The sequence below is a fragment of the Nocardia sp. CA-128927 genome, from assembly GCF_050955855.1.
Taxonomy (GTDB): Bacteria; Actinomycetota; Actinomycetes; order Mycobacteriales; family Mycobacteriaceae; genus Nocardia.
The window spans coordinates 1,203,164-1,221,891 of the sequence record NZ_CP192087.1 but is presented as its reverse complement, the minus strand read 5'-3'; the positions used below and the strand labels follow the sequence as shown (position 1 = coordinate 1,221,891).

Here is an 18,728-nt window from a genome sequence, read left to right as displayed (position 1 = left end):
AGAGGGTCGAATGCCGGAACACATCAGTGGCTCCGATGACATTCGCCCGGCCGCTCAGTCGAACACTCTGATCCAGGATCCCGCGGAAATGACGTATCGGGCCACCTTCCCCTGGGCTACCCGGCGGGCATCGCCCACCGAGACCAGTCCTTGGACACCCGATCAGGACGATTCGATATCGGCGGCCGAACCAAGCTCGGAACGTAGCGTTCGATCCCGGCCGAGTGTTCGCCGACTCACCGCGGGACTCGTCGACCTCCCCCGGGTATCGCAGGTCGACCCGTCCGCCGCGATCCTGCGCAATCCCGAAGTACCCGAGGACAAACGGTTCTGCTGGAAATGCCAGAAGCCGGTCGGCCGATCTGCCGCAAACGGTCCGGTCACCTCGGCGGGCAAATGCCCGAATTGCGGATCGCCATTCAACTTTCGGCCGCTGTTGACCCCCGGCGACCTGGTGGCCGATCAGTACGAAGTGCAGGGCTGCCTCGCGTACGGCGGCATGGGATGGATATTCCTCGCCCGCGATCGCAATGTCAGCGACCGCTGGGTGGTCCTGAAAGGGCTGCAGAATCCCCTCGATTTCGAAGCCCACGTGGTGGCGCTGGCCGAACGTCAGTTCCTGTCGGAAATGGCGCACCCGAGCATCGTGAAGATCTTCAACTTCGTCAAACATCGGTCGGCGGACGGAATTCCGTGCGGATACATCGTGATGGAATACGTGGGCGGGCAATCGCTGAAGGAAATGCTCGACCTGCGCGCACCTGAACACATTCCGGTGGCCGAGGCCATCGCGTATGTGATGGAGGTGCTGCCCGCACTGGATTACCTGCATTCGTTCGGCCTGGCCTACAACGATCTGAAACCCGACAACATCATGGTCACCGAGGACGAGGTCAAACTCATCGACCTCGGCGCGGTGGCGGCCAGGGAATCCGGCGGCAGTCTCTACGGCACCCTGGGATATCAGGCACCCGAGTTCACCAGCACCGGCCCGACGGTGGCCTCCGACATCCACACGGTCGGCCGGACATTGGCCGCGCTGACCCTGAATATGCCCACCGAAAAGCTCGGCCCGAAACTTCCCGGCATCCCGACCGCCGACGAGGAACCGGTGCTGCGCCGCTATCCCGCCTTCCAGCGGCTGCTGTTGCGGGCGACCGACCCCGATCCGGCACAGCGTTTTCCGTCCGCCTACGCGATGTACCGCCAACTCGGCGGCGTGCTCCGCGCGGTCCTCGCCGAGGACACCAACCGCGAATACCCGCAGACCTCCGCCGTATTCGGTTCGCTGCGCGGCGACTTCGGCATCGACACCTTGATTCGGCAGACCGAAGGCGTCATCGAGGGTGTGCATCCGGTGCCCACGCTCGACCCGCCGAGTGTCGTTGCGGCACTGCCGGTGCCGCTGATCGACAGCGAGGACCCGAGCGCGGAACTGCTGACTCCCCTGCTGCACGGCGATCCCCAGCAAACACTCGACACGCTGCGGCAGAGCACCGCCGATATGAGCGCGGGAGCCATCGGCACACCCGAAACCTTCGATCTGGAAGGCACATTGGCCGCGGTCCGGGCACACCTGGATCTGCGCGAGGTCGAGCAGGCACGGGAGAACCTCGCGCACCTGCTGCCGGACTATCGCGCGGACTGGCGGATCGACTGGTACACGGGCATCGCCGATCTGTCCTGCGCCGACTACGCACAGGCATACGAGCGTTTCGATCGCGTCCACTCCATGGTCCCCGGTGAGATCGCGCCGCTGCTTGCGCTGGCCGCGACCGCCGAGCTCCTGCTGCAGACCGACACCGACGAACCGAACCAGTGGCGACAGGCGGCGACGGAGTACTACCGATCGGTCTGGCGAAACACCCGCGGTGTGGCGAGCGCGGCGTTCGGTCTGGCGCGCAGGCTGGCCGTCGACGGCGACATCTTCACCGCCGTTTCCACGCTGCAGCAGGTGCCGGATTCGTCGCGGCATCACAACGCCGCGCGCATGACCGCATGCCTGCTCCTGGTCACCCGGCCGGTGCCCGAGCTGACCCAAACGGATCTCGACGCGGCAGCGGCACACCTGCACGCGCTGCCGGACGAGCCACGACAGATGCAGTTGCAGGCAATCGTTTTGAGCGCCGCGCTGGTCTGGCTGAACCGGGGCGGGCAGCCGGAACCACGCAGCACGATCCTCGGGTTCCGCTATACCGAATCGGGCCTGCGCGGCGGACTGGAATCGGTGCTGCGCGCGGTGGCACGGTCCACCTCGAATCGGCTGCATCGGTACGCGCTGATCGATCTGGCGAACGGCATTCGTCCCCGCTCCTTGTGGTGAGCAGCGGTACTCGACCGCACGCCGCAGTTCTCCTCGCAGTCCGGCACGGCATGATCGATAGCTGTGCGAGTTCTGCTGCAACGAGTGACCTCGGCCCAGGTGACCGTCGACGACGAGAGCGTCGGCCGCATCGACCCGGCCGCGTCCGGGCTGCCACACGGCCTGCTCGCGCTGGTCGGCGCCACCCACGGCGACACCGAGGCGACCGCGAAAACCCTTGCGGACAAGGTATGGCGGCTGCGGATTCTCGACGGCGAACGCTCCGCCGCCGACCTGGCCGCGCCGATTCTGGTGGTTAGCCAGTTCACCCTGTATGCCGACACTGCCAAGGGTCGCCGCCCGTCCTGGAACGCGGCCGCGCCGGGGCCCGTCGCGCAGCCACTCTTCGAGGCCTTCGTCCAAGCATTGCGCGCACTCGGCGCCACCGTCGCGACCGGCCGGTTCGGCGCGCACATGCACGTCGAACTCGTCAACGACGGACCGGTCACACTGCTACTGGAAGGCTGACCGCGCACGAGCACAGCGGCGGCGAAGGATCCTGGTGCGCCGAGCCGATAACCGTGACAGACTCGTGCGCAGAAGGTGCGGGTGGCGCGCTGCCGCCGGTTAGCGGAGGATCATGCTGGAAACGAGGGACGCGATGGATCTGGACGCGCTGGAGCGTCGGGTCGCCGCGGATCGGTATGCGGCGCTTGATCGTTCGATCGAGGCGGATCTGCAACTGGCCACCTCGCTCGCCGATCTGGCGAAAGGCTTCATCGCCACCAAGACCAACGGGTCGGTACGCGATCGGACCAGGGACGCACTGGCGCCCGCCGAGGAGGCGGTCGCCATTCGGCTGCGCCTGCTCTCCACCGGGCAGGTGCTGAACGCCCGGCTCGCGGGCGAGTTGAACGAGGCGCTCCGCTCGGTCGAACTCGCGGCCAGGCACAGCGGTCGCCGCGAACTCGCGACCACCACCATCCGGCGCGCGTGCGACGCCTACCGACAGGTGGCGCGCATCCATCCGGAAGTCGCGGGACTGTGCGCCGACGGACTGTCGAAGTGTGGTGTGTGGCTCGGCCGCCTCGATCAGGATGCCGCGGTCGCGGCCACCGAAGAGGCGGCGCGGATTCGCAGCGCGCTGGCCGCGGCGACGCCGGAGCTCTCGGGTAAGTACCTGGCCAGCCTGAGCACGTTGCTGCGGACACTGATGGTCGGCCGTTCGCGCAAGCAGGCCCTGTCGATGTATCGCGAGCGGTACTCCGCATTCACCTCGACCGGCATGTCGATCCGGTTGCGCGCGTGCGGGGTTCAAGACCTCGACCTGACTCCGAAGTCGTACAAGGCGCTCGCCGAACTCGGTGTCCGCACCCTGGAGCAGGCCGGGCGGCTGACTCAGCAGCAGATCCTGTTCAAGTCCTCGGGCGATCTGTCGACCGTCGAGGAGATCAACTGGAAGCTGGCCCTCGTCGGCCTGCGACCGCTACTGCCCGGCGCGGAACCCGATCCGCCGTCGATGCCGGTGCAGATCGGCACCAGCTTCGGCGCGCTGAGCGTGTACTGCCCGGTGCCGGACGCGATCGCGCAGATCCGCGCGGCGATCATCGGCGCGTACGCGACCGACGACGCCTATCCGCTGGATCGGGAGAGCTATCTCGGTGAGCGCGAGGAACATTGGAAGATCACCGACGCCGAGGTGAATACCGCGGAGAAGCTCAGCGACGACGTGGTGCTGATCGATCAGCCCTACGGCGGCTGGGTGACGGTGATGAGTCTGCACTGGGAGCTGACGCCGGTCGGCAAGCACCCGCTGGCGATGCGGCTGTCCCAGGACTGGCCGGTGGCCGCGATCACGGTGACCGAGCACGTCGCCTACGAGCTGTGCTGGTACGAGCACGGCGCGGCCACCCAGTACGCCGCGCTCGGCAGGCCGGCCGGGCAGGCGCCGCTGGACAAACCGCTGGCGCCGTTGGACTTCAAGATGCTGGCCGATCTGAACGCCGACCGCGCGAACGAGACGAAACTTCGCGCGGCGTTCGGCAATACCCAGATGTTCGCCAACCTCACCTATCTTCCGTCGAGCGGCCTGCGGCAGATCAGCGCGACCACCCCGCTCGCCGAGCACGGTGATCGCGTGCTGTTCTTCCGTACGACGCCGTGAGGCGTCACCCGGCGGTGATCGGCTGCACCGGCTGAATGGTCGAGTTGCGTCCCCAGATGAACCACACCACCGGGCCGAGGAACGGGAACGCGAGCATGAGCAGCACCCAAATCGCCTTACCGGCCGCCGCGTAGTTGCTGGACCGTAGCGCGCTCACCACACCGGCGATGAACAATATGATGGCGCCGACGGCGACGGCGATTGCGAAGACGCCGAAGGCGATTGAGCCCGCGGTTTCGGCGGCACTGGCCAGGGCGGGAGCGGAAGCGAGAGCAATTGTTGTCATGCCGATAAGCGTAGGAGCCGACCCCGGCGCAGCACATCGGTGACTAACCCTGAAATTGCTGTCGCCGATATGCCCACCGGTATACGCCGCGGGGATGACCTCGGGTGATACGTGAGGATCGGCTATGCGCTTTCGACATCAGGGTCGCGCCGACAATTCAGTATTAAAGTACCCGTGATCGCGAATCCACCGTGCGCGATGAATACCGGAATCGCGGAACGACGTGCGATCCGCACGTCAACTGGGCGCACGGCCCGAAACTCACCGGCGAACTTCTCGAGAACTAATTGAACGGAACGTTAATGCCCTGCCATGGAGTGCTCTACTGAGATCACGCCCGAACGGTGTTGTAGGTCACCCTCCGTGTCATGCAACACCGGTTCGGGCGGCTTCACCAGACAACGATGCTAGTCGAGGCTCTTCTCATGGATCAACTGGCGTTGGCGGAGACCCCAGCCGCCCGATGCGCCTATTACCGCCATACCTGCGACCTACCTGCCGGATTCCTTCCGGAGATCGGCCGGATCATCGTCCGGGCCGGATTCGTCGGCGCGATCACCATGCCCGCCGCGCTTGGTCAGCAGGTCCACGACGATTTGATACATCATCGAAATCCATTGGGCCCCGTCATTTCCCATGTGCGCTCGAAACGGTGGACCTTTCTGATCCGGCCCGACCTGCCCGACGACGTACGCCTGTTCGCCGAGCTGTTCCGGCTCAACGTGTCGATCGTGCCGATCGGCGGCGAGATCGCGCTGCCCTCCCCCGCCGACGCGCAGGCCGGTTACCGCGAGTGGGTTGTCGCCCCGGAGAACAACTTTCGGCCGTCCGGTGCGGCCATCGTGGACACCGTGCGCTCCTGCCGGAACATGGGACCGCGATGACGACGGGACAGCTTCCCGCGAAACATCAAGTGCTGCAAGCATGCCGAGGCGAGCACCCGCAGAACAATCCGCTCTTGCGGTGCGCGCACGAGCTGACCACGCTGCACGAACGACGGCTCGGCGCGGGCCGCGAGGTGACCGACGAAATCGACGCGCTCCGAGCGAGTTTGGTGCGTGACATCGACCGCTGGATCACCGTTCAGCTGCCGCCCGCGCACGGTGCCGCACACGTGCACACCGAGACGGTCGGCGCCGTGATCGACCGCCTCGCCCAGTTCACCGCCAATGCCTACGCGGCGCTGGCGAGTGCCTCCGAGTGGGACCTGTGGGATGCCTGGCAGCGCCTCGCCGAACTGGCCGTCGGCTACGACGACCTGGCCGCCGAGGTCAGCGCAGGTGTGCGCCGTTTGCCAGGCGCGTCGTAAATCTCACCCACCCGGTAGCCGCCCGGACTTAGGGTGGGGCGCATGGGGAATACGACTGATCGAGATGCGAGCAAACGTGCCCTGCATGCCCGGCGGGCAGCCTCATTCGGTGCCAAGGCGATGGACTACGCCGAGCACCGGCCCGACTATCCCTTAGCCGCCATCCGATGGGCGCTGGAGCAGGTGCCGTCCGTCCCTGCTCCGATAGTCCTCGACCTCGGTGCGGGCACCGGAAAGCTCACTGAGGGGCTGCGCGCCGCTGGTGCCTCGGTGATCGCCGTCGAACCCGACGACGGCATGCGCGTCGAACTGATGCGACGGCTGCCCGGCGTGCGCGTGCATGAGGGCACGGCGGAGGCGATTCCGCTCCCCGACGGTTCGGTGGACGCGATCGTAGCCGGGCAGGCGTTCCACTGGTTTGATCAGCAGCGCGCTTTTCCAGAGTTCGCGCGCGTGTTGCAGAAAGGCGGCATTTTCGCCGCACTGTGGAACACCGACGACACCACGGTCGACTGGGTCGCCGAATTGGGACGCGTCGCACGCTCCGAGGCCTCGGCACCGCCGCTGGAATTGGGTTCGGGGCAGCTGCCCGAGCACCCACTGTTCGAGCCTTTCGAGAGCGCCAAGTTTCCGCACACGCAGCGGCGGACCGTCGAGTCGTTGACCGCGACCATCGGAACACACTCGCACACCCTGGTGGTGTCGCCGCAGCAGCGGACCGAGGTGCTCGGCCGCATCACCGAATTCCTGCGCAGCAGGCCGGAGACGGCCGAAGGCGAATTCGACCTTCCCCTGGTGACTTTGGTGCTTCGCGCCACGCTTCGGTCGCGCTGACCGGTTCGTCGAATCTTGCGGCCGGTCAGATGGCCCGCCGCTGACTACCTGCCGCAAGGGAATTCGCACACCACACACAATTTCCGGACCCCGCGCCAGCCGAACGAAAGGTGGCGCGGGCCCGAACCGCGTGGTGCGCCAACCGGATTCGAGTAGTGGTCTACTCGCGTCGCACCACTTGCCCGAACATACGCTAGCGGCATAGTTCAGAACCGTAGCGATCAGGCATCAACGTCGACCTGATCCGACACCGGGCAACGTCGCCCGACTCAACGTCACGGTCGTGCGCCACGGGCGCAAGGAACGACGACACCGATCCAGCGATGCGGCTGGGTATCGCCATCAGGCGAGATCGTCCAGCACGGGACCACCGGGCTGGCGTCGGTGCGGATCGACTCCTCGCCACGCAGCGTCACCGACCGCCAGTGTTCGAATAATGTTGCGCCGCTCGATCTTCCGCAAGGAGGGGTCGGCAGGGTCGAGCGGCGCCAATGGTGTGCGGGGTAGACCGCACAGTTTCGAATCGTGCCGGGGGGTAGTTACTCCGGGCGCAGCGTGAGGATGCGTGGGCCGTTTTCGGTGACGGCGACCGTGTGCTCCCAATGTGCGGCACGGGTGCCGTCGACGGTGACGACGGTCCAGTCGTCGTCGAGCACCTGGGTCTGCGTGGTGCCGAGGGTCAGCATCGGTTCGATCGCGAGGACCGATCCCACCACGAGTTTCGGGCCCTTGCCCGGGTCACCCTCGTTGGCCAGGAACGGATCCAGATGCATTTCGCGGCCGATGGCGTGCCCGCCGTAGCCGTCGACGATGCCGTAGGCGCGACCGTGCTGCTGCTCGGCCGCGCGGGTGCCGAGCTCGATGGCATGCGAGACGTCGGAGAGCCGATTACCGGGCACCATGGCCTCGATACCGGATTCCATGGACAGCTTGGTCGCCTCGCTCAGCAGCCGGTCGGCGTCGATGATGTTGCCGACGCCGAACGTCCACGCCGAATCACCGTGCCAGCCGTCGAGAATGGCGCCGCAGTCGATGGAGACCAGGTCGCCCTCGGTCAGGATCTCGCCCGCGGTCGGAATCCCGTGCACCACACGGTCGTTCACCGACGCGCAGATGGAACCGGGGAAACCGTGGTAACCCTTGAACGACGGCACCGCACCCGCGTCGCGGATGAGCTGCTCGGCGACCTCGTCGAGCTCCAGGGTGGACACCCCGGGCTTGGCGGCCGCGCGCACGGCGACCAGGGCGCGACCGACGATCGCGCCCGCCGCCGCCATGGCGTCGAGTTCACCGCTGGTGCGAAAAGGCACCACCTTCTTGCTTTTACGGCCGAAGACCATCAGTGTCCCGTCGTGAACAGCATCAGCGGCCCAGGGCCTGCAGCACGCGCGTGTGCACCTCGTCGATCGTGCCGACCGCATCCACCGGGACGACGATCCCGTCGTAGTGCTCGAGCAGCGGTGCGGTCTCCTCGCGGTAGACCACCATGCGGTTGTGGATGACTTCCGCGTTGTCGTCGCTGCGACCGCTGGTGCGACCGCGGTCGACCAAGCGCTCGATCAGGATTTCCTCGGGCACATCGAAGCTCAGCACCGCGTCGAGCTTCTTGTCCATCTCGGCGAGGATCTTCTCCAGCGCGTCGGCCTGATCGACCGTGCGCGGGTAGCCGTCCAGCACAAAGCCGTTGGCAGCGTCGGTCTCGTTGACCCGCGCCTCGACCATGCGGTTGGTGACATCGCTGGGCACCAGATCGCCCGCGTCCATGTACTTCTGTGCTTCGCGGCCGAGCAGTGTCTGCTGGCTGATGTTCGCGCGGAACAGATCCCCGGTGGAGATGTGCGGGACGCCCAGTGTTTCCGAAAGCAGGACGGCCTGAGTGCCCTTGCCGGCACCCGGCGGACCGAGCAGTACAACTCTCACTTGAGGAACCCTTCGTAATTTCGATTCATCAGCTGACTTTCGATCTGCTTCACCGTGTCCAGCCCGACACTCACCATGATCAGCACCGCGGTGCCGCCGAAGGGGAGGTTCTGGCCGTTACCGGAAGCGCCGATATCGAGGAAAAGATTCGGCAGGACAGCAACGAGACCGAGGTAGATCGAGCCGGGGAGGGTGATGCGGCTCAGCACATGATTGAGGTAGTCCGCGGTGGGCTTGCCGGGGCGGTACCCCGGGATGAAGCCACCGAACTTCTTCATCTCGTCCGCGCGTTCCTCCGGGTTGAAGGTGATCGCGACGTAGAAGTAGGTGAAGAACACGATCAGACCGAAGTAGATCGCGATGTAGACCGGGTTGCCCGGGTTCACCAGGTACTTGGCGATGATCTCCTGCCACCAGCTCGGATCGGGGTTGTTCCGCGAGGAGGTGAGCTGGGAGACCAGGTTGGGCAGGTACAGCAGCGAGGACGCGAAGATCACCGGGATGACACCGGCCTGGTTGACCTTCAACGGCAGGTAGGTCGAGGAGCCGCCGTACATCTTCCGGCCGACCACGCGTTTGGCGTACTGCACCGGAATACGACGTTGGCCCTGCTCGACGAAGATGACCGCGGTGATGATCGCGAACGCGGCCACACACACCAGGCCGAACACCAGACCGCCGCGGCTGTCCAGGATCTGCTTGCCCTCGGTGGGGATGCGCGCCGCGATACCGGCGAAGATCAGCAGCGACATGCCGTTGCCGACACCGCGCTCGGTGATCTGCTCGCCGAACCACATGACCAGGGCGGCACCGGCGGTCATCACCAGCACGATGATGATCATGCCGAAGATGCCGTTGTCGGCGATGATGTCCTTGTCACAGCCCTGCAGCAGCTGCTTGCGGGAGGCCAGCGCGACGAGACCGGTGGCCTGCAGGATCGCCAGCGCGATCGACAGGTACCTGGTGTACTGCGTCATCTTGTTCTGGCCGGACTGGCCTTCCTTGCGCAGTTCCTCGAACCGCGGGATGACGACGGTCAGCAGCTGGATGATGATGCTCGCGGTGATGTACGGCATGATGCCGATCGCGAACACGGACAGCTGCAACAGCGCGCCACCGGAGAACAGGTTGATCAGCTGGTAGATACCGGCGGAATCACCACCGGACACCTGCTTGATGCAGTCCTGGACGGCCCTGTAGTCGACGCCGGGGGACGGCAGCGCGGCACCCATACGGTACAGCGCGATCAACCCCAGCGTGAAGAGAATCTTCCGCCGTAAGTCCGGAGTCCGGAAGGCCGATACGAAGGCGGAAAGCACAGATCCTCCTGGCGAACGACATGGTGGTCAGGACATGGTTTGTCAAGCAATACCCCACAACCGAAGATTCGGCATGTGGGGACGCTGAAAACCATGACGAGGCTTGGCAGACAACAACTTGAACTCTAACAGTGGCACCGGACGAGCTTTCACTCGTCCGGTGCCACTGAGTCAGAGTACCGTCAGCCCAGCTCGGTGACAGAGCCACCGGCCGCAGTGATCTTTTCCTTGGCCGCGCCGGTCACCTTGTCGACGGTCACCTGGACCGCGACGCCGATCTCGCCGTCGCCGAGGACCTTCACCAGCTGGTTCTTGCGAACCGCGCCGGCGGCCACGAGCTCGGCCTTGCCGATCTCGCCACCCTCGGGGAACAGCTTCGCGATCACACCGACGTTCACGACCTGGTATTCCGTGCGGAACCGGTTCGTGAAGCCCTTGAGCTTGGGCAGCCGCATGTGCAGCGGCATCTGCCCGCCCTCGAAGGACGCGGGGACGTTCTTGCGTGCCTTGGTGCCCTTGGTACCACGGCCCGCGGTCTTACCCTTGGAACCCTCACCACGGCCGACCCGAGTCTTCTCGGTCTTGGCACCGGGCGCGGGACGCAGGTGATGCAACTTGATGGTCATGTCAGACCTCCTCAACTGTCACGAGGTGGCGCACGACGTTGATGAGTCCCCGGTTCTGCGAGTTGTCCTCGCGAACCACGGTCTGCCGGATCTTGCGCAGACCGAGCGTGCGCATACTGTCACGCTGGTTCTTCTTGGCGCCGATCGTGCTCTTGATCTGGGTCACCTTGAGATCTGCCATTACCTGGCACCTCCCGCAGCCTGGGCGCGCGCACGCAGCATGCCCGCAGGGGCAACGTCCTCGAGCGGCAGGCCACGGCGAGCCGCGACCTCTTCCGGACGCTGCAGCATCTTGAGCGCCGCAACGGTCGCGTGCACGACGTTGATGGCGTTGTCGCTACCGAGCGACTTCGCCAGGATGTCATGGATGCCAGCGCATTCCAGCACAGCACGAGCCGCACCACCGGCGATCACACCGGTACCGGGCGAGGCCGGACGCAGCATGACGACACCGGCCGCCGCCTCACCCTGAACCGGGTGGACGATGGTGCTGCCGATCATCGGGACGCGGAAGAAGCTCTTACGAGCCTCCTCGACACCCTTCTGGATGGCCGCGGGAACTTCCTTGGCCTTGCCGTAGCCGACGCCGACCAGACCGTTGCCGTCACCGACGATCACGAGGGCGGTGAAGCTGAAGCGACGACCACCCTTCACGACCTTCGAGACACGGTTGATCGCGACTACGCGCTCCAGCTGGTTCTTCTCGGCCTGCTGGTCGCGACGGTCGTTGCCGCCACGACGGTCGCGGCCACCGCCGCGCTGGTTGTCGCCGCCACCGGCGGCACCATTCTGCTGTCCGGCGGGTCCGCTGCCGCCGTCACGCCGTTGACGTCCCGGCATCAGACGTTCCTTCCGTTGGTCTTGATCATCAGAACTTCAACCCACCTTCGCGAGCAGCGTCGGCGAGCGCCGCGATGCGGCCGTGGTAGTCGTGACCACCACGGTCGAACACGACGGCCTCGACACCGGCGGCCTTGGCACGCTCGGCCAGCAGTGCGCCGACCTTCTTGCTCTTGGCCGACTTGTCGCCGTCCAGCGCACGCACGTCGGCCTCGATCGAGGACGCGGCGGCGATGGTCTTGCCTACCGAGTCGTCGATCAGCTGCGCGTGCAGGTGCCGCGAGGAGCGGTTGACCACCAGGCGCGGCCGCTCGGTGGTGCCTTCGACCTTCTTGCGCAGACGGAAGTGACGGCGGGTCTTCGACAGACGACGCGTGGTGGACGCGTCCTTGCCACGCGGCTTGCGCTTGGCAATCTGGTTTTCGGTTTGCGCCATGATCACTTACCCGTCTTTCCGACCTTGCGGCGAACGACCTCGCCGGCGTAGCGGATGCCCTTGCCCTTGTACGGGTCGGGCTTGCGCAGTCCGTGGATCACAGCGGAGATCTGACCGACCGCCTGCTTGTCGATTCCGGACACGGAGAACTTGGTGGGCGATTCCACCGCGAAGGTGATGCCTGCCGGCGCCTCGATCGGCACCGGGTGGCTGTAGCCCAGAGCGAACTCCAGGTTCGAGCCCTTGGCCTGCACGCGGTAACCGACGCCGAAGATTTCCATCTTCTTCTCGTAGCCCTTGGTCACGCCTTCGACCATGTTGGCGACGAGGGTACGGGTCAGGCCGTGCAGCGAGCGGTTCTGACGCTCGTCGTTCGGGCGAACGACCTCGAGCTGGCCGTCCTCACCCTTGCTGATGGTGATGGGCTCGGCGACGGTGAGCGACAGGGTTCCCTTGGGCCCCTTCACCGAGACGTCCTGGCCGTCGATGGTGATCTCGACACCGGCCGGGATTGCGATGGGCTTCTTGCCGATACGCGACATTTGTCTACCTCCCCTTACCAGACGTAGGCGAGGACTTCCCCGCCTACACCTTGCTTGGCCGCCTGGCGATCCGTGAGCAGACCGGTCGACGTGGAGATGATCGCCACGCCGAGGCCGCCCAGGACCTTGGGCAGGTTGGTGGACTTCGCGTACACACGCAGACCCGGCTTCGAGACGCGGCGCAGGCCCTGCAGGCTGCGCTCACGGCTGGGGCCGTACTTGAGGTCGACAACGAGGGCCTTGCCCACGGTCGCGTCCTCGGTCCGGTAATCGGCGATGTAACCCTCGCGCTTGAGGATCTCGGCGATGTTCGCCTTGAGCTTCGAGTGCGGAGCCTTCACCTGATCGTGGTACGCCGAGTTGGCGTTGCGCAGACGAGTCAAGAAGTCCGCGATCGGATCAGTCATGGTCATGGTTAGACCTCGACACCTTTCTCGCTACGGTTCCCATGCAGCACCGGCGAGCACAAGGCATGCCGATCGTGGGCCTACAGCAATTGGGCTGGTCCGGCCGACGCTTGCCGACCGGATGAGTTCTCGAAATGAGTTCTCGGTGCCAGGACGGGCCGCAGGAGTCTGGCCATCACTGCACACAGACCTGCGGGCACAGAGGTGCCCAGGCAACCGGTCTAGTGTAGACAACGCCCAGCTGGTGGCCAAATCCGGGTCGGATCGACGATTCGACACAGGGCATGAAGGAGCCCCAGGCGCGTGATTACTCAGAGGCGACACTGGGGCGTTCGAAAGCTACGATACCAGCCATGACGGGGGGTCGTCGACGACGGCGATACAAGGGTGTGGGAACTTCTCTCGGAACCGCGCACAGCGCCGTATCTGCGTGCTAGCAACGGGGACCGCGATGCGGCTCTCGCCCTATACGTATGGAGCGCTCGAACCGCAGCAGCATCCTTCGAGGTGCTGGGCCACTTGGAAGTGTTGCTACGGAATGCGCTGGACGGAGCACTCCGCGAACACTGCGATGAGCGTTCATGCGGTATCCCCTGGTTTCTCTTGCCGACGCCAGGTGGCGAGGTCGTGTCCAGCGCGGTCGAGGTGGTTCGGACGCGGCTGCGCCCGCAGGGACGGGAGACTCGCGATCAGATCGTCGCCGGTTTGAGCTTCGGGTTCTGGTCCGGACTACTGGGCGTCAAATACGAGCAACTGTGGCGTGACTGTCTGCACCTTGCGTTTCCCAACTCCTCAGGGCGCCGGAAGCAAGTCGCGAGTGCGCTCGAGGGCGTGCGCAAGTTCAGAAACCGGCTCGCACACCATGATTCGATGCTCAACCTCGATGTGCCATTCGAGATTCGCCGAATCATCGAGGTCGCAGGCTATATCGATCGTGACGCCGAAGAATGGCTTACCCATACCAGCGCTGCTATGGAGGTATATGCCGAGCGTCCGATCACGGCATCCGACACCGTAGTTGTGGCCGCGCGCTCGGCATGGCCGCTGTACCAAGACTGTCACGCATACGTATGCCAAGCGGGTCGCACCTTTCGACCCGTTGAGCGGATAGCGTTCTATACCGACTCCGTCATTCATGAAGAAGTGCCGATGGTTCGACATAGGCGTGACGGGGTTGTCTGGTCAGCGGATTCAGCCGCGAGTCTCAGCGTTTCGCAAGATTCGAATGATCGCAAGATTGCGTCGGTCATCGAGATATCCCGCGGGCTCGGCTGGACCGACGGGGTCTACCAAGTATTCCTACTGTCTCGCCAAGGCGACCCACAACACCGGTCCTTACCCGGCCCGATCAGGCATCAAGGTATAGGGCGTGGATCAGCGTTTACGCAGAAGCAGCGCTACGTTTCGTTGCACGCACTCGAAACCGCGGTGACCACCGCCGACCTCTAACCCTGCCTATTTCTGCATGAGTTCACGGAGGTGCTGCAGTCCAAGCTTTGCTTCGGGAGACATAAGCTTTTGGTCGATTGACAACGCCTTACTGAGAACTGGAAATTCGTCGAAATTTTCGAGCTCACTCAGCATATACGCCGTGTAGTCTACGTCTGGATCTGCACTCCGCCGACCCAGCTCATTAAGCACTGCAAGGAGACCGCTTTCCCCGCCGTGCCGAGCTAGCTGCTCGGCAGCGTCGACGCGCATGGTCACGATTTCGTCATTCACCATGATTTCTTCCAGTCGCTCCCGAGCACTATAGCGATCTATAAAACGGCCGAGCTCCGGAATCGCGTTAACTCGCGTTGCGTTGTCAGCACTCCTAGAATTGTCCAATATACTGGACAATTCTGTTTCGAAGGCTTCGATTTCCACTACGGAATCTCCTCGGGTCGCGCGGGTCTGACATTGTTGCGATCGGTTCTGGCGAAGATCTCTCCTGTTTCCGGCTTCACGTACTTCTGGACATCTACAACGTGTGGGGTCGGAATAGTTTGACCTGTTGCTTTATTGAAATGCGAATCGCCAGTCAAGTCTACACGTTTAGTCGCTACGCCATCCCCGTCATAGTACGAGTAATTTGTTATGTTTCCATCAGCGTCACGCTTGACGAGATACCCGTTCGGCGGCCCGTCCTTGGTTGGCAGATTTCCGCCGGTCCACGTTTTGGCGTTATCCAGCTCGTTCTTCAGAGCGACTTTCGGCGACTTTCCGACATCATCGGCCTTCTTCCCCAGCCGGTCGCGCAAGTCTTTGACGGCCTGTCTGCCCTTTGCGAGCGCCACTTTCGCGTCGTCGGCAAGTCCTCTGAGCTGCAGGGCCTTACGTGCTCGCCAAGCAGAGACGGCCGCTTTGATCTTCACGGCCCATTTTCGGGCCGATTCCACTGCTTTGGCGCCGGCGATCAGGCCGCCGACACCGGTTAGGCAGGTGGCGATGATGGTTACCGCGGCGTCGATGGCGGCTTCTTGGATGATGGATTCGATGAATCCTTTGATCTCGTTGCGGAGTTCGACGATCGAATCTTTGTAGTCGGTGCAGGTCTTGCTGATTGCTTTGCAGGTGTCGAGGAGTTGGCCGATGGACGTTTCCAAGGTCTTGAGGTCTTCTCGGACCTGGACCGCGTCTTTGGACGTCACGTCGTCGAAAAGGCTTGCGGCGATGGTGATTTTGTCTTTGGCGTTGGTGTTTTGGTAGATGGTGCCGAGGCGGTCCCAGGCGTCGGCGGCTTTGACGAGGGTGTCGGTGTTGCCGTCCGGGAGGGGGCAATTGATGGCGTCGAGTACTTCGATGGAGGTTTTGGCGAGGCCTTGTGGGGTGCCGCCGGCTGCCGATGCTGGGAGCGCGTAGGGGCCGAAGGTCAGTGTTGATGCGGAATCGGCCGGGCGGTCCGGCTGGGCCGTACCTTTCAGCGCGGCATCGGATTTGGCGTGTTCGAAACCTAGGTCGTTGAGGGCGGTGCCGTAGGCGCGCAGGGTGGCGAAGGTCTGGTCGAAGAAGGACACGGCGTCGCGGGACGACTCGTCGTAGGACGTTGCCCAGGCGCGGCCGTCTTCGTCTCGGCCTGCCATCTGCCCGCAGCTGTTGAGTTCGCCGAAAACGTATTTGAAGCTGTCGTTCAGCGCGGCGGCGGCGTCGAAGCAGTTGGTGGCGGCCCGGTAGTAGACCTTGGGATCTACCTCGAGCTTGGTCATATGCCGAGAATCCGCAGGGTCTGGGATGCGGCATTGGTGTAGCTGTCATGGGCGGTTTTCAAGGCTGCTTCCAGCGCCGCTAGTCCATCTTGCATATCGGTAACCCCCGCCACCCACTCCGTGTGCGCCTCGCTATAGGCCACCGCTGCCGCGCCGACCCACACGCCTTCGACTTCCTTGGCTTTGGCCTCGAGCTCGGCGAGGCGATCGGCGACCGCGGCCTTGTATGCGCGCATCCGTGCGGCCAGCTCCTCCAGTTTGTCGAGTTCGACCGAAAATGCTGGTGTATCAGCCGTCATGAGACCCTCCCCCGTTCACGGCAGGTCCAGGGAGCTGACGCCTGTGGCGAACGACTGGTCGGCCGCGCGGAGAGTATCCGCGGTCACGCCCAGCTTCTCGGCCAGCTCGAACAACGCATCCCACACCTGATCGGCGCCTTCGTGGAACTCCTCCCACGCGGCGGTGAAAACGCCTGCGTTGTTCCCGGCCCAGCTGTCGATGGTGACCTTCGTGTCGGTTACCAGCGACGAATACCCGGACTTCAATTCGTCCGCGATCTGGTAAGCCATGCGCCCCAGCGCTTTCACCTCTTCGGGCTCAACCGAAAGCGACGATGGATCTCCCATAGCCGACCCCCTCCTTTCGATGGCGACTCAGGCGGTTTCTCCGTCCCTACTATGACGCACCCGATGCCGCCCCGGTTCCGCCGGATTCTGCACCCGATCCACATCCAGATGAGCTTTGATCACCGGAGCAACTCGCGCCGTCAACTCGTCCAGTCCTTCCGAGGCGATGGGTTCCACCCGCAGGATGTAGCGGAGATAGGCGATGCCCAGCAGTTGCGCCATCGCCAGGTCGATCCGCAATTCCGCATCCGCACCCGGTAGCACTGCCGCGATCTGGGCATATACCCGTCCCTGGATGAATTCCCGCACCAGGTTGGCGGACTCCTCGTGGGTTGCGGCGCCGCGCAGGATTGCCAGCAACGGGGCGCGTGTTTCCGGTCGGTCCCACGCTTCGAAGAACACCCGGGTCAGCCGCTCCCCCGTTCCGCTCGGGTCGCCCTCGGTGATTCGCGCCGCGATATCCGCCGGCTCGAACGGCCACCCCATGGTGGCCCGGAACAGGTCGGCCTTGCTGCCGAAGTAGTGCCTGATCAGCGCAGGGTCGACGCCGGCGGCAGCGGCGATCGTGCGCACGGTCGTCTTGTCATAGCCGGCTTCGGCGAAGATACGTCGCGCCGTCGCCAGCAGCACTTCCCGGGTATCGGCCTTGCCCGGCCGTCGTCCAATCGGAGGCATAATGCCAGAAACTCTACAACCGTTGATTTCCTGCTTGCCGCCGCGATACGCTGAAAGCAGTAATTCCACAAGTGAGAAGTTCTTGAGATGCCTGCTCCACGCTGGGTCGCTCGCGCCAACCGGATCGGACTCAACCGGCTCACCAGGTTCATCGCCCCGTGGGCACCGGGATGGGCGCTGGTGGTTCATCGTGGACGTAAGTCTGGCCGGATCTTCCGGACACCGCTATGGGCCTTCCGACGAGAGGGCGGATACGTGATCGCACTGACCTATGGTCCCGAATCCGATTGGGTGCGAAACGTTCTCGCCGCCGGCGGTTGCCAACTCGAGTCCGGGCGTCGGCGCTACGAGGTCGATACCCCGCGCGTGTACCGCGACGACAGCGCCGCCGACACGCCGCCGTTCATCCGCTTCATGCTCCGCAGCGTGCTCGCAGCACCGGATTTTCTCAGCGTCGACATCCGCCGCGAACTGAAATCCGCGCACTGACGTGCAAGCCCACTGATCGGCAATCATGCAGCACATTGGATGCAACGATGCCGCAATGCGGCTGTGTACGGGCGTTCTACCTGGGCTGAAACCCCTTCGACGCGACCCAGCAACCTTGATAGGACAGATCAGCGAACACCACGTGACCTCTATTGAGCAGGCGACAGAGCCGCACATACTACGTAGGTACTCGCGACCGGCGTAACACTCCGAACGCAGGTCACGGTGTACCCAACGAACCATCTGCAACATTGTCGAGAAGGGACCGCGGGTGAACGTCCTGGTCGAAATGACCGCCCTGACTCTGAGCCGCCCCACTGCCGAGGCCGGCGACATCGAGCGCGCGGCTTGGTACGAGGCCAAAGCCAATCTGCACACGTACCTCGCCGGACAAGGCGGCTCCGACGCCGCGCGGGAGTCCGCCTTGGCAGTCAGCGCGCACCAGCGCTCGCTGGAATTGCTGGGCCAGCAGAACTGACGATCGACGGCGATAAACGCACAAAGGCACGGCCTCCACTGGAGACCGTGCCTTTGTTCAGTTTTCCGCTTACGCGGGTGTGCTCAGCCGAGCACTAGCTCACCAGGAGCTCTTGTGCACGCCCGGCAGCTCACCGCGGTGCGCCATCTCGCGAAGGCAGACACGGCAGAGGCCGAACTTGCGGTAGACCGCGTGCGGGCGACCGCAACGCTGGCAGCGGGTGTAGGCGCGAACGGCGAACTTCGGCTTGGCCTCAGCCTTGATCCGCAGTGCTTTCTTGGCCATCG

Annotated in this window: 25 protein-coding genes; 9 read left to right on the top strand and 16 right to left on the bottom strand. The window is 64.3% G+C overall.

Annotated elements, in window-relative coordinates; translation table 11 throughout:
- Positions 1 to 10: 10 nt before the first annotated feature.
- The 3 genes from ACQPW1_RS05760 to ACQPW1_RS05750 all read left to right on the top strand — a co-directional run bounded on the left by ACQPW1_RS05760 (position 11) and on the right by ACQPW1_RS05750 (position 4,466).
- Complete coding sequence (locus ACQPW1_RS05760; RefSeq protein WP_433661705.1) at positions 11 to 2,323, top strand: tetratricopeptide repeat protein; 2,313 nt, start codon at positions 11 to 13, stop codon at positions 2,321 to 2,323.
- Positions 2,324 to 2,386: 63 nt separating this feature from the next.
- Complete coding sequence (dtd, locus tag ACQPW1_RS05755; protein WP_433661704.1) at positions 2,387 to 2,830, top strand: D-aminoacyl-tRNA deacylase; 444 nt, start codon at positions 2,387 to 2,389, stop codon at positions 2,828 to 2,830.
- A 112-nt stretch (positions 2,831 to 2,942) separates the two neighbouring features.
- Positions 2,943 to 4,466, top strand: a complete 1,524-nt coding sequence (locus ACQPW1_RS05750; RefSeq protein ID WP_433661703.1) for a hypothetical protein — start codon at positions 2,943 to 2,945, stop codon at positions 4,464 to 4,466.
- Between the two features lie 4 nt (positions 4,467 to 4,470).
- On the opposite strand, the gene ACQPW1_RS05745 is transcribed toward ACQPW1_RS05750, so the two are convergent.
- Positions 4,471 to 4,752 carry a PLDc N-terminal domain-containing protein gene (locus ACQPW1_RS05745; RefSeq protein ID WP_433661702.1) on the bottom strand — a complete coding sequence of 94 codons (282 nt, stop codon included), beginning with the start codon at positions 4,750 to 4,752 and terminating at the stop codon, positions 4,471 to 4,473.
- Between the two features lie 425 nt (positions 4,753 to 5,177).
- On the opposite strand from ACQPW1_RS05745, the gene ACQPW1_RS05740 reads away from it, so the two are divergent.
- Genes ACQPW1_RS05740 through ACQPW1_RS05730 form a run of 3 tightly spaced genes read left to right on the top strand, consistent with a single transcriptional unit; the run spans position 5,178 to position 6,895 of the window.
- Positions 5,178 to 5,636, top strand: coding sequence for a DNA-directed RNA polymerase subunit beta (locus ACQPW1_RS05740; protein ID WP_433661701.1), 459 nt, complete (start codon positions 5,178 to 5,180; stop codon positions 5,634 to 5,636).
- Entirely contained in the window at positions 5,633 to 6,061 is a 429-nt protein-coding gene (locus ACQPW1_RS05735) for a DUF4254 domain-containing protein (RefSeq protein WP_433661700.1), read from the top strand. The genes ACQPW1_RS05740 and ACQPW1_RS05735 overlap by 4 nt, the downstream gene beginning before the upstream one ends.
- A 42-nt stretch (positions 6,062 to 6,103) precedes the next feature.
- Positions 6,104 to 6,895 (top strand): class I SAM-dependent methyltransferase, encoded by a 792-nt coding sequence (locus ACQPW1_RS05730; protein ID WP_433661699.1) that lies wholly within the window; start codon positions 6,104 to 6,106, stop codon positions 6,893 to 6,895.
- Between the two features lie 539 nt (positions 6,896 to 7,434).
- Here ACQPW1_RS05730 and map read toward each other — a convergent pair.
- The 9 genes from map to rpsH all read right to left on the bottom strand — a co-directional run bounded on the left by map (position 7,435) and on the right by rpsH (position 12,991).
- Entirely contained in the window at positions 7,435 to 8,235 is an 801-nt protein-coding gene (gene map, locus ACQPW1_RS05725; protein ID WP_433661698.1) for a type I methionyl aminopeptidase, read from the bottom strand.
- Positions 8,236 to 8,257: 22 nt separating this feature from the next.
- Positions 8,258 to 8,815, bottom strand: a complete 558-nt coding sequence (locus ACQPW1_RS05720) for an adenylate kinase (RefSeq protein ID WP_433661697.1) — start codon at positions 8,813 to 8,815, stop codon at positions 8,258 to 8,260.
- Positions 8,812 to 10,134 carry a preprotein translocase subunit SecY gene (gene secY / locus ACQPW1_RS05715; protein WP_433661696.1) on the bottom strand — a complete coding sequence of 441 codons (1,323 nt, stop codon included), beginning with the start codon at positions 10,132 to 10,134 and terminating at the stop codon, positions 8,812 to 8,814. Before secY ends, ACQPW1_RS05720 begins: the two co-directional genes overlap by 4 nt.
- A 182-nt stretch (positions 10,135 to 10,316) precedes the next feature.
- Entirely contained in the window at positions 10,317 to 10,760 is a 444-nt protein-coding gene (gene rplO, locus ACQPW1_RS05710; RefSeq protein WP_379286737.1) for a 50S ribosomal protein L15, read from the bottom strand.
- A gap of 1 nt (position 10,761) precedes the next feature.
- A complete protein-coding gene (gene rpmD, locus ACQPW1_RS05705) occupies positions 10,762 to 10,941 on the bottom strand; it encodes a 50S ribosomal protein L30 (RefSeq protein WP_396965266.1) in 180 nt (59 codons plus the stop codon).
- The gene (gene rpsE / locus ACQPW1_RS05700; RefSeq protein ID WP_194834058.1) at positions 10,941 to 11,600 is read right to left on the bottom strand and encodes a 30S ribosomal protein S5; all 660 of its coding nucleotides are present in this window, start codon (positions 11,598 to 11,600) and stop codon (positions 10,941 to 10,943) included. The genes rpmD and rpsE overlap by 1 nt, the downstream gene beginning before the upstream one ends.
- A 28-nt stretch (positions 11,601 to 11,628) precedes the next feature.
- Positions 11,629 to 12,036 (bottom strand): 50S ribosomal protein L18, encoded by a 408-nt coding sequence (gene rplR / locus ACQPW1_RS05695; RefSeq protein WP_433661695.1) that lies wholly within the window; start codon positions 12,034 to 12,036, stop codon positions 11,629 to 11,631.
- A gap of 2 nt (positions 12,037 to 12,038) precedes the next feature.
- Complete coding sequence (gene rplF / locus ACQPW1_RS05690) at positions 12,039 to 12,578, bottom strand: 50S ribosomal protein L6 (RefSeq protein WP_433661694.1); 540 nt, start codon at positions 12,576 to 12,578, stop codon at positions 12,039 to 12,041.
- Positions 12,579 to 12,592: 14 nt separating this feature from the next.
- A complete protein-coding gene (gene rpsH, locus ACQPW1_RS05685; protein ID WP_069161946.1) occupies positions 12,593 to 12,991 on the bottom strand; it encodes a 30S ribosomal protein S8 in 399 nt (132 codons plus the stop codon).
- A 621-nt stretch (positions 12,992 to 13,612) separates the two neighbouring features.
- On the opposite strand from rpsH, the gene ACQPW1_RS05680 reads away from it, so the two are divergent.
- The gene (locus ACQPW1_RS05680) at positions 13,613 to 14,434 is read left to right on the top strand and encodes a hypothetical protein (protein WP_433661693.1); all 822 of its coding nucleotides are present in this window, start codon (positions 13,613 to 13,615) and stop codon (positions 14,432 to 14,434) included.
- A 6-nt stretch (positions 14,435 to 14,440) separates the two neighbouring features.
- Here ACQPW1_RS05680 and ACQPW1_RS05675 read toward each other — a convergent pair whose 3' ends face one another.
- The 5 genes from ACQPW1_RS05675 to ACQPW1_RS05655 are packed head-to-tail and all read right to left on the bottom strand — an operon-like array spanning position 14,441 to position 17,474.
- Positions 14,441 to 14,854 (bottom strand): hypothetical protein, encoded by a 414-nt coding sequence (locus ACQPW1_RS05675; protein ID WP_433661692.1) that lies wholly within the window; start codon positions 14,852 to 14,854, stop codon positions 14,441 to 14,443.
- On the bottom strand, positions 14,854 to 16,173 hold the full coding sequence (locus ACQPW1_RS05670; RefSeq protein ID WP_433661691.1) for a polymorphic toxin type 24 domain-containing protein: 1,320 nt from the start codon (positions 16,171 to 16,173) through the stop codon (positions 14,854 to 14,856). The genes ACQPW1_RS05675 and ACQPW1_RS05670 overlap by 1 nt, the downstream gene beginning before the upstream one ends.
- Positions 16,170 to 16,472: a WXG100 family type VII secretion target gene (locus tag ACQPW1_RS05665; RefSeq protein WP_433661690.1), complete on the bottom strand. Its 303-nt coding sequence runs from the start codon at positions 16,470 to 16,472 to the stop codon at positions 16,170 to 16,172. Before ACQPW1_RS05665 ends, ACQPW1_RS05670 begins: the two co-directional genes overlap by 4 nt.
- A 15-nt stretch (positions 16,473 to 16,487) precedes the next feature.
- Positions 16,488 to 16,799, bottom strand: coding sequence for a WXG100 family type VII secretion target (locus ACQPW1_RS05660; protein ID WP_433661689.1), 312 nt, complete (start codon positions 16,797 to 16,799; stop codon positions 16,488 to 16,490).
- A gap of 27 nt (positions 16,800 to 16,826) precedes the next feature.
- Complete coding sequence (locus ACQPW1_RS05655; RefSeq protein ID WP_433665158.1) at positions 16,827 to 17,474, bottom strand: TetR family transcriptional regulator; 648 nt, start codon at positions 17,472 to 17,474, stop codon at positions 16,827 to 16,829.
- 87 nt (positions 17,475 to 17,561) lie between these two features.
- Here ACQPW1_RS05655 and ACQPW1_RS05650 point away from each other — a divergent pair, with 87 nt between their 5' ends.
- Together ACQPW1_RS05650 and ACQPW1_RS05645 are read left to right on the top strand one after the other, a co-directional pair.
- Positions 17,562 to 17,963, top strand: a complete 402-nt coding sequence (locus tag ACQPW1_RS05650) for a nitroreductase family deazaflavin-dependent oxidoreductase (protein ID WP_433661688.1) — start codon at positions 17,562 to 17,564, stop codon at positions 17,961 to 17,963.
- Positions 17,964 to 18,234: 271 nt separating this feature from the next.
- The gene (locus ACQPW1_RS05645) at positions 18,235 to 18,441 is read left to right on the top strand and encodes a hypothetical protein (protein ID WP_433661687.1); all 207 of its coding nucleotides are present in this window, start codon (positions 18,235 to 18,237) and stop codon (positions 18,439 to 18,441) included.
- 99 nt (positions 18,442 to 18,540) lie between these two features.
- On the opposite strand, the gene ACQPW1_RS05640 is transcribed toward ACQPW1_RS05645, so the two are convergent.
- Entirely contained in the window at positions 18,541 to 18,726 is a 186-nt protein-coding gene (locus tag ACQPW1_RS05640; RefSeq protein ID WP_040731429.1) for a type Z 30S ribosomal protein S14, read from the bottom strand.
- Positions 18,727 to 18,728: the final 2 nt, after the last annotated feature.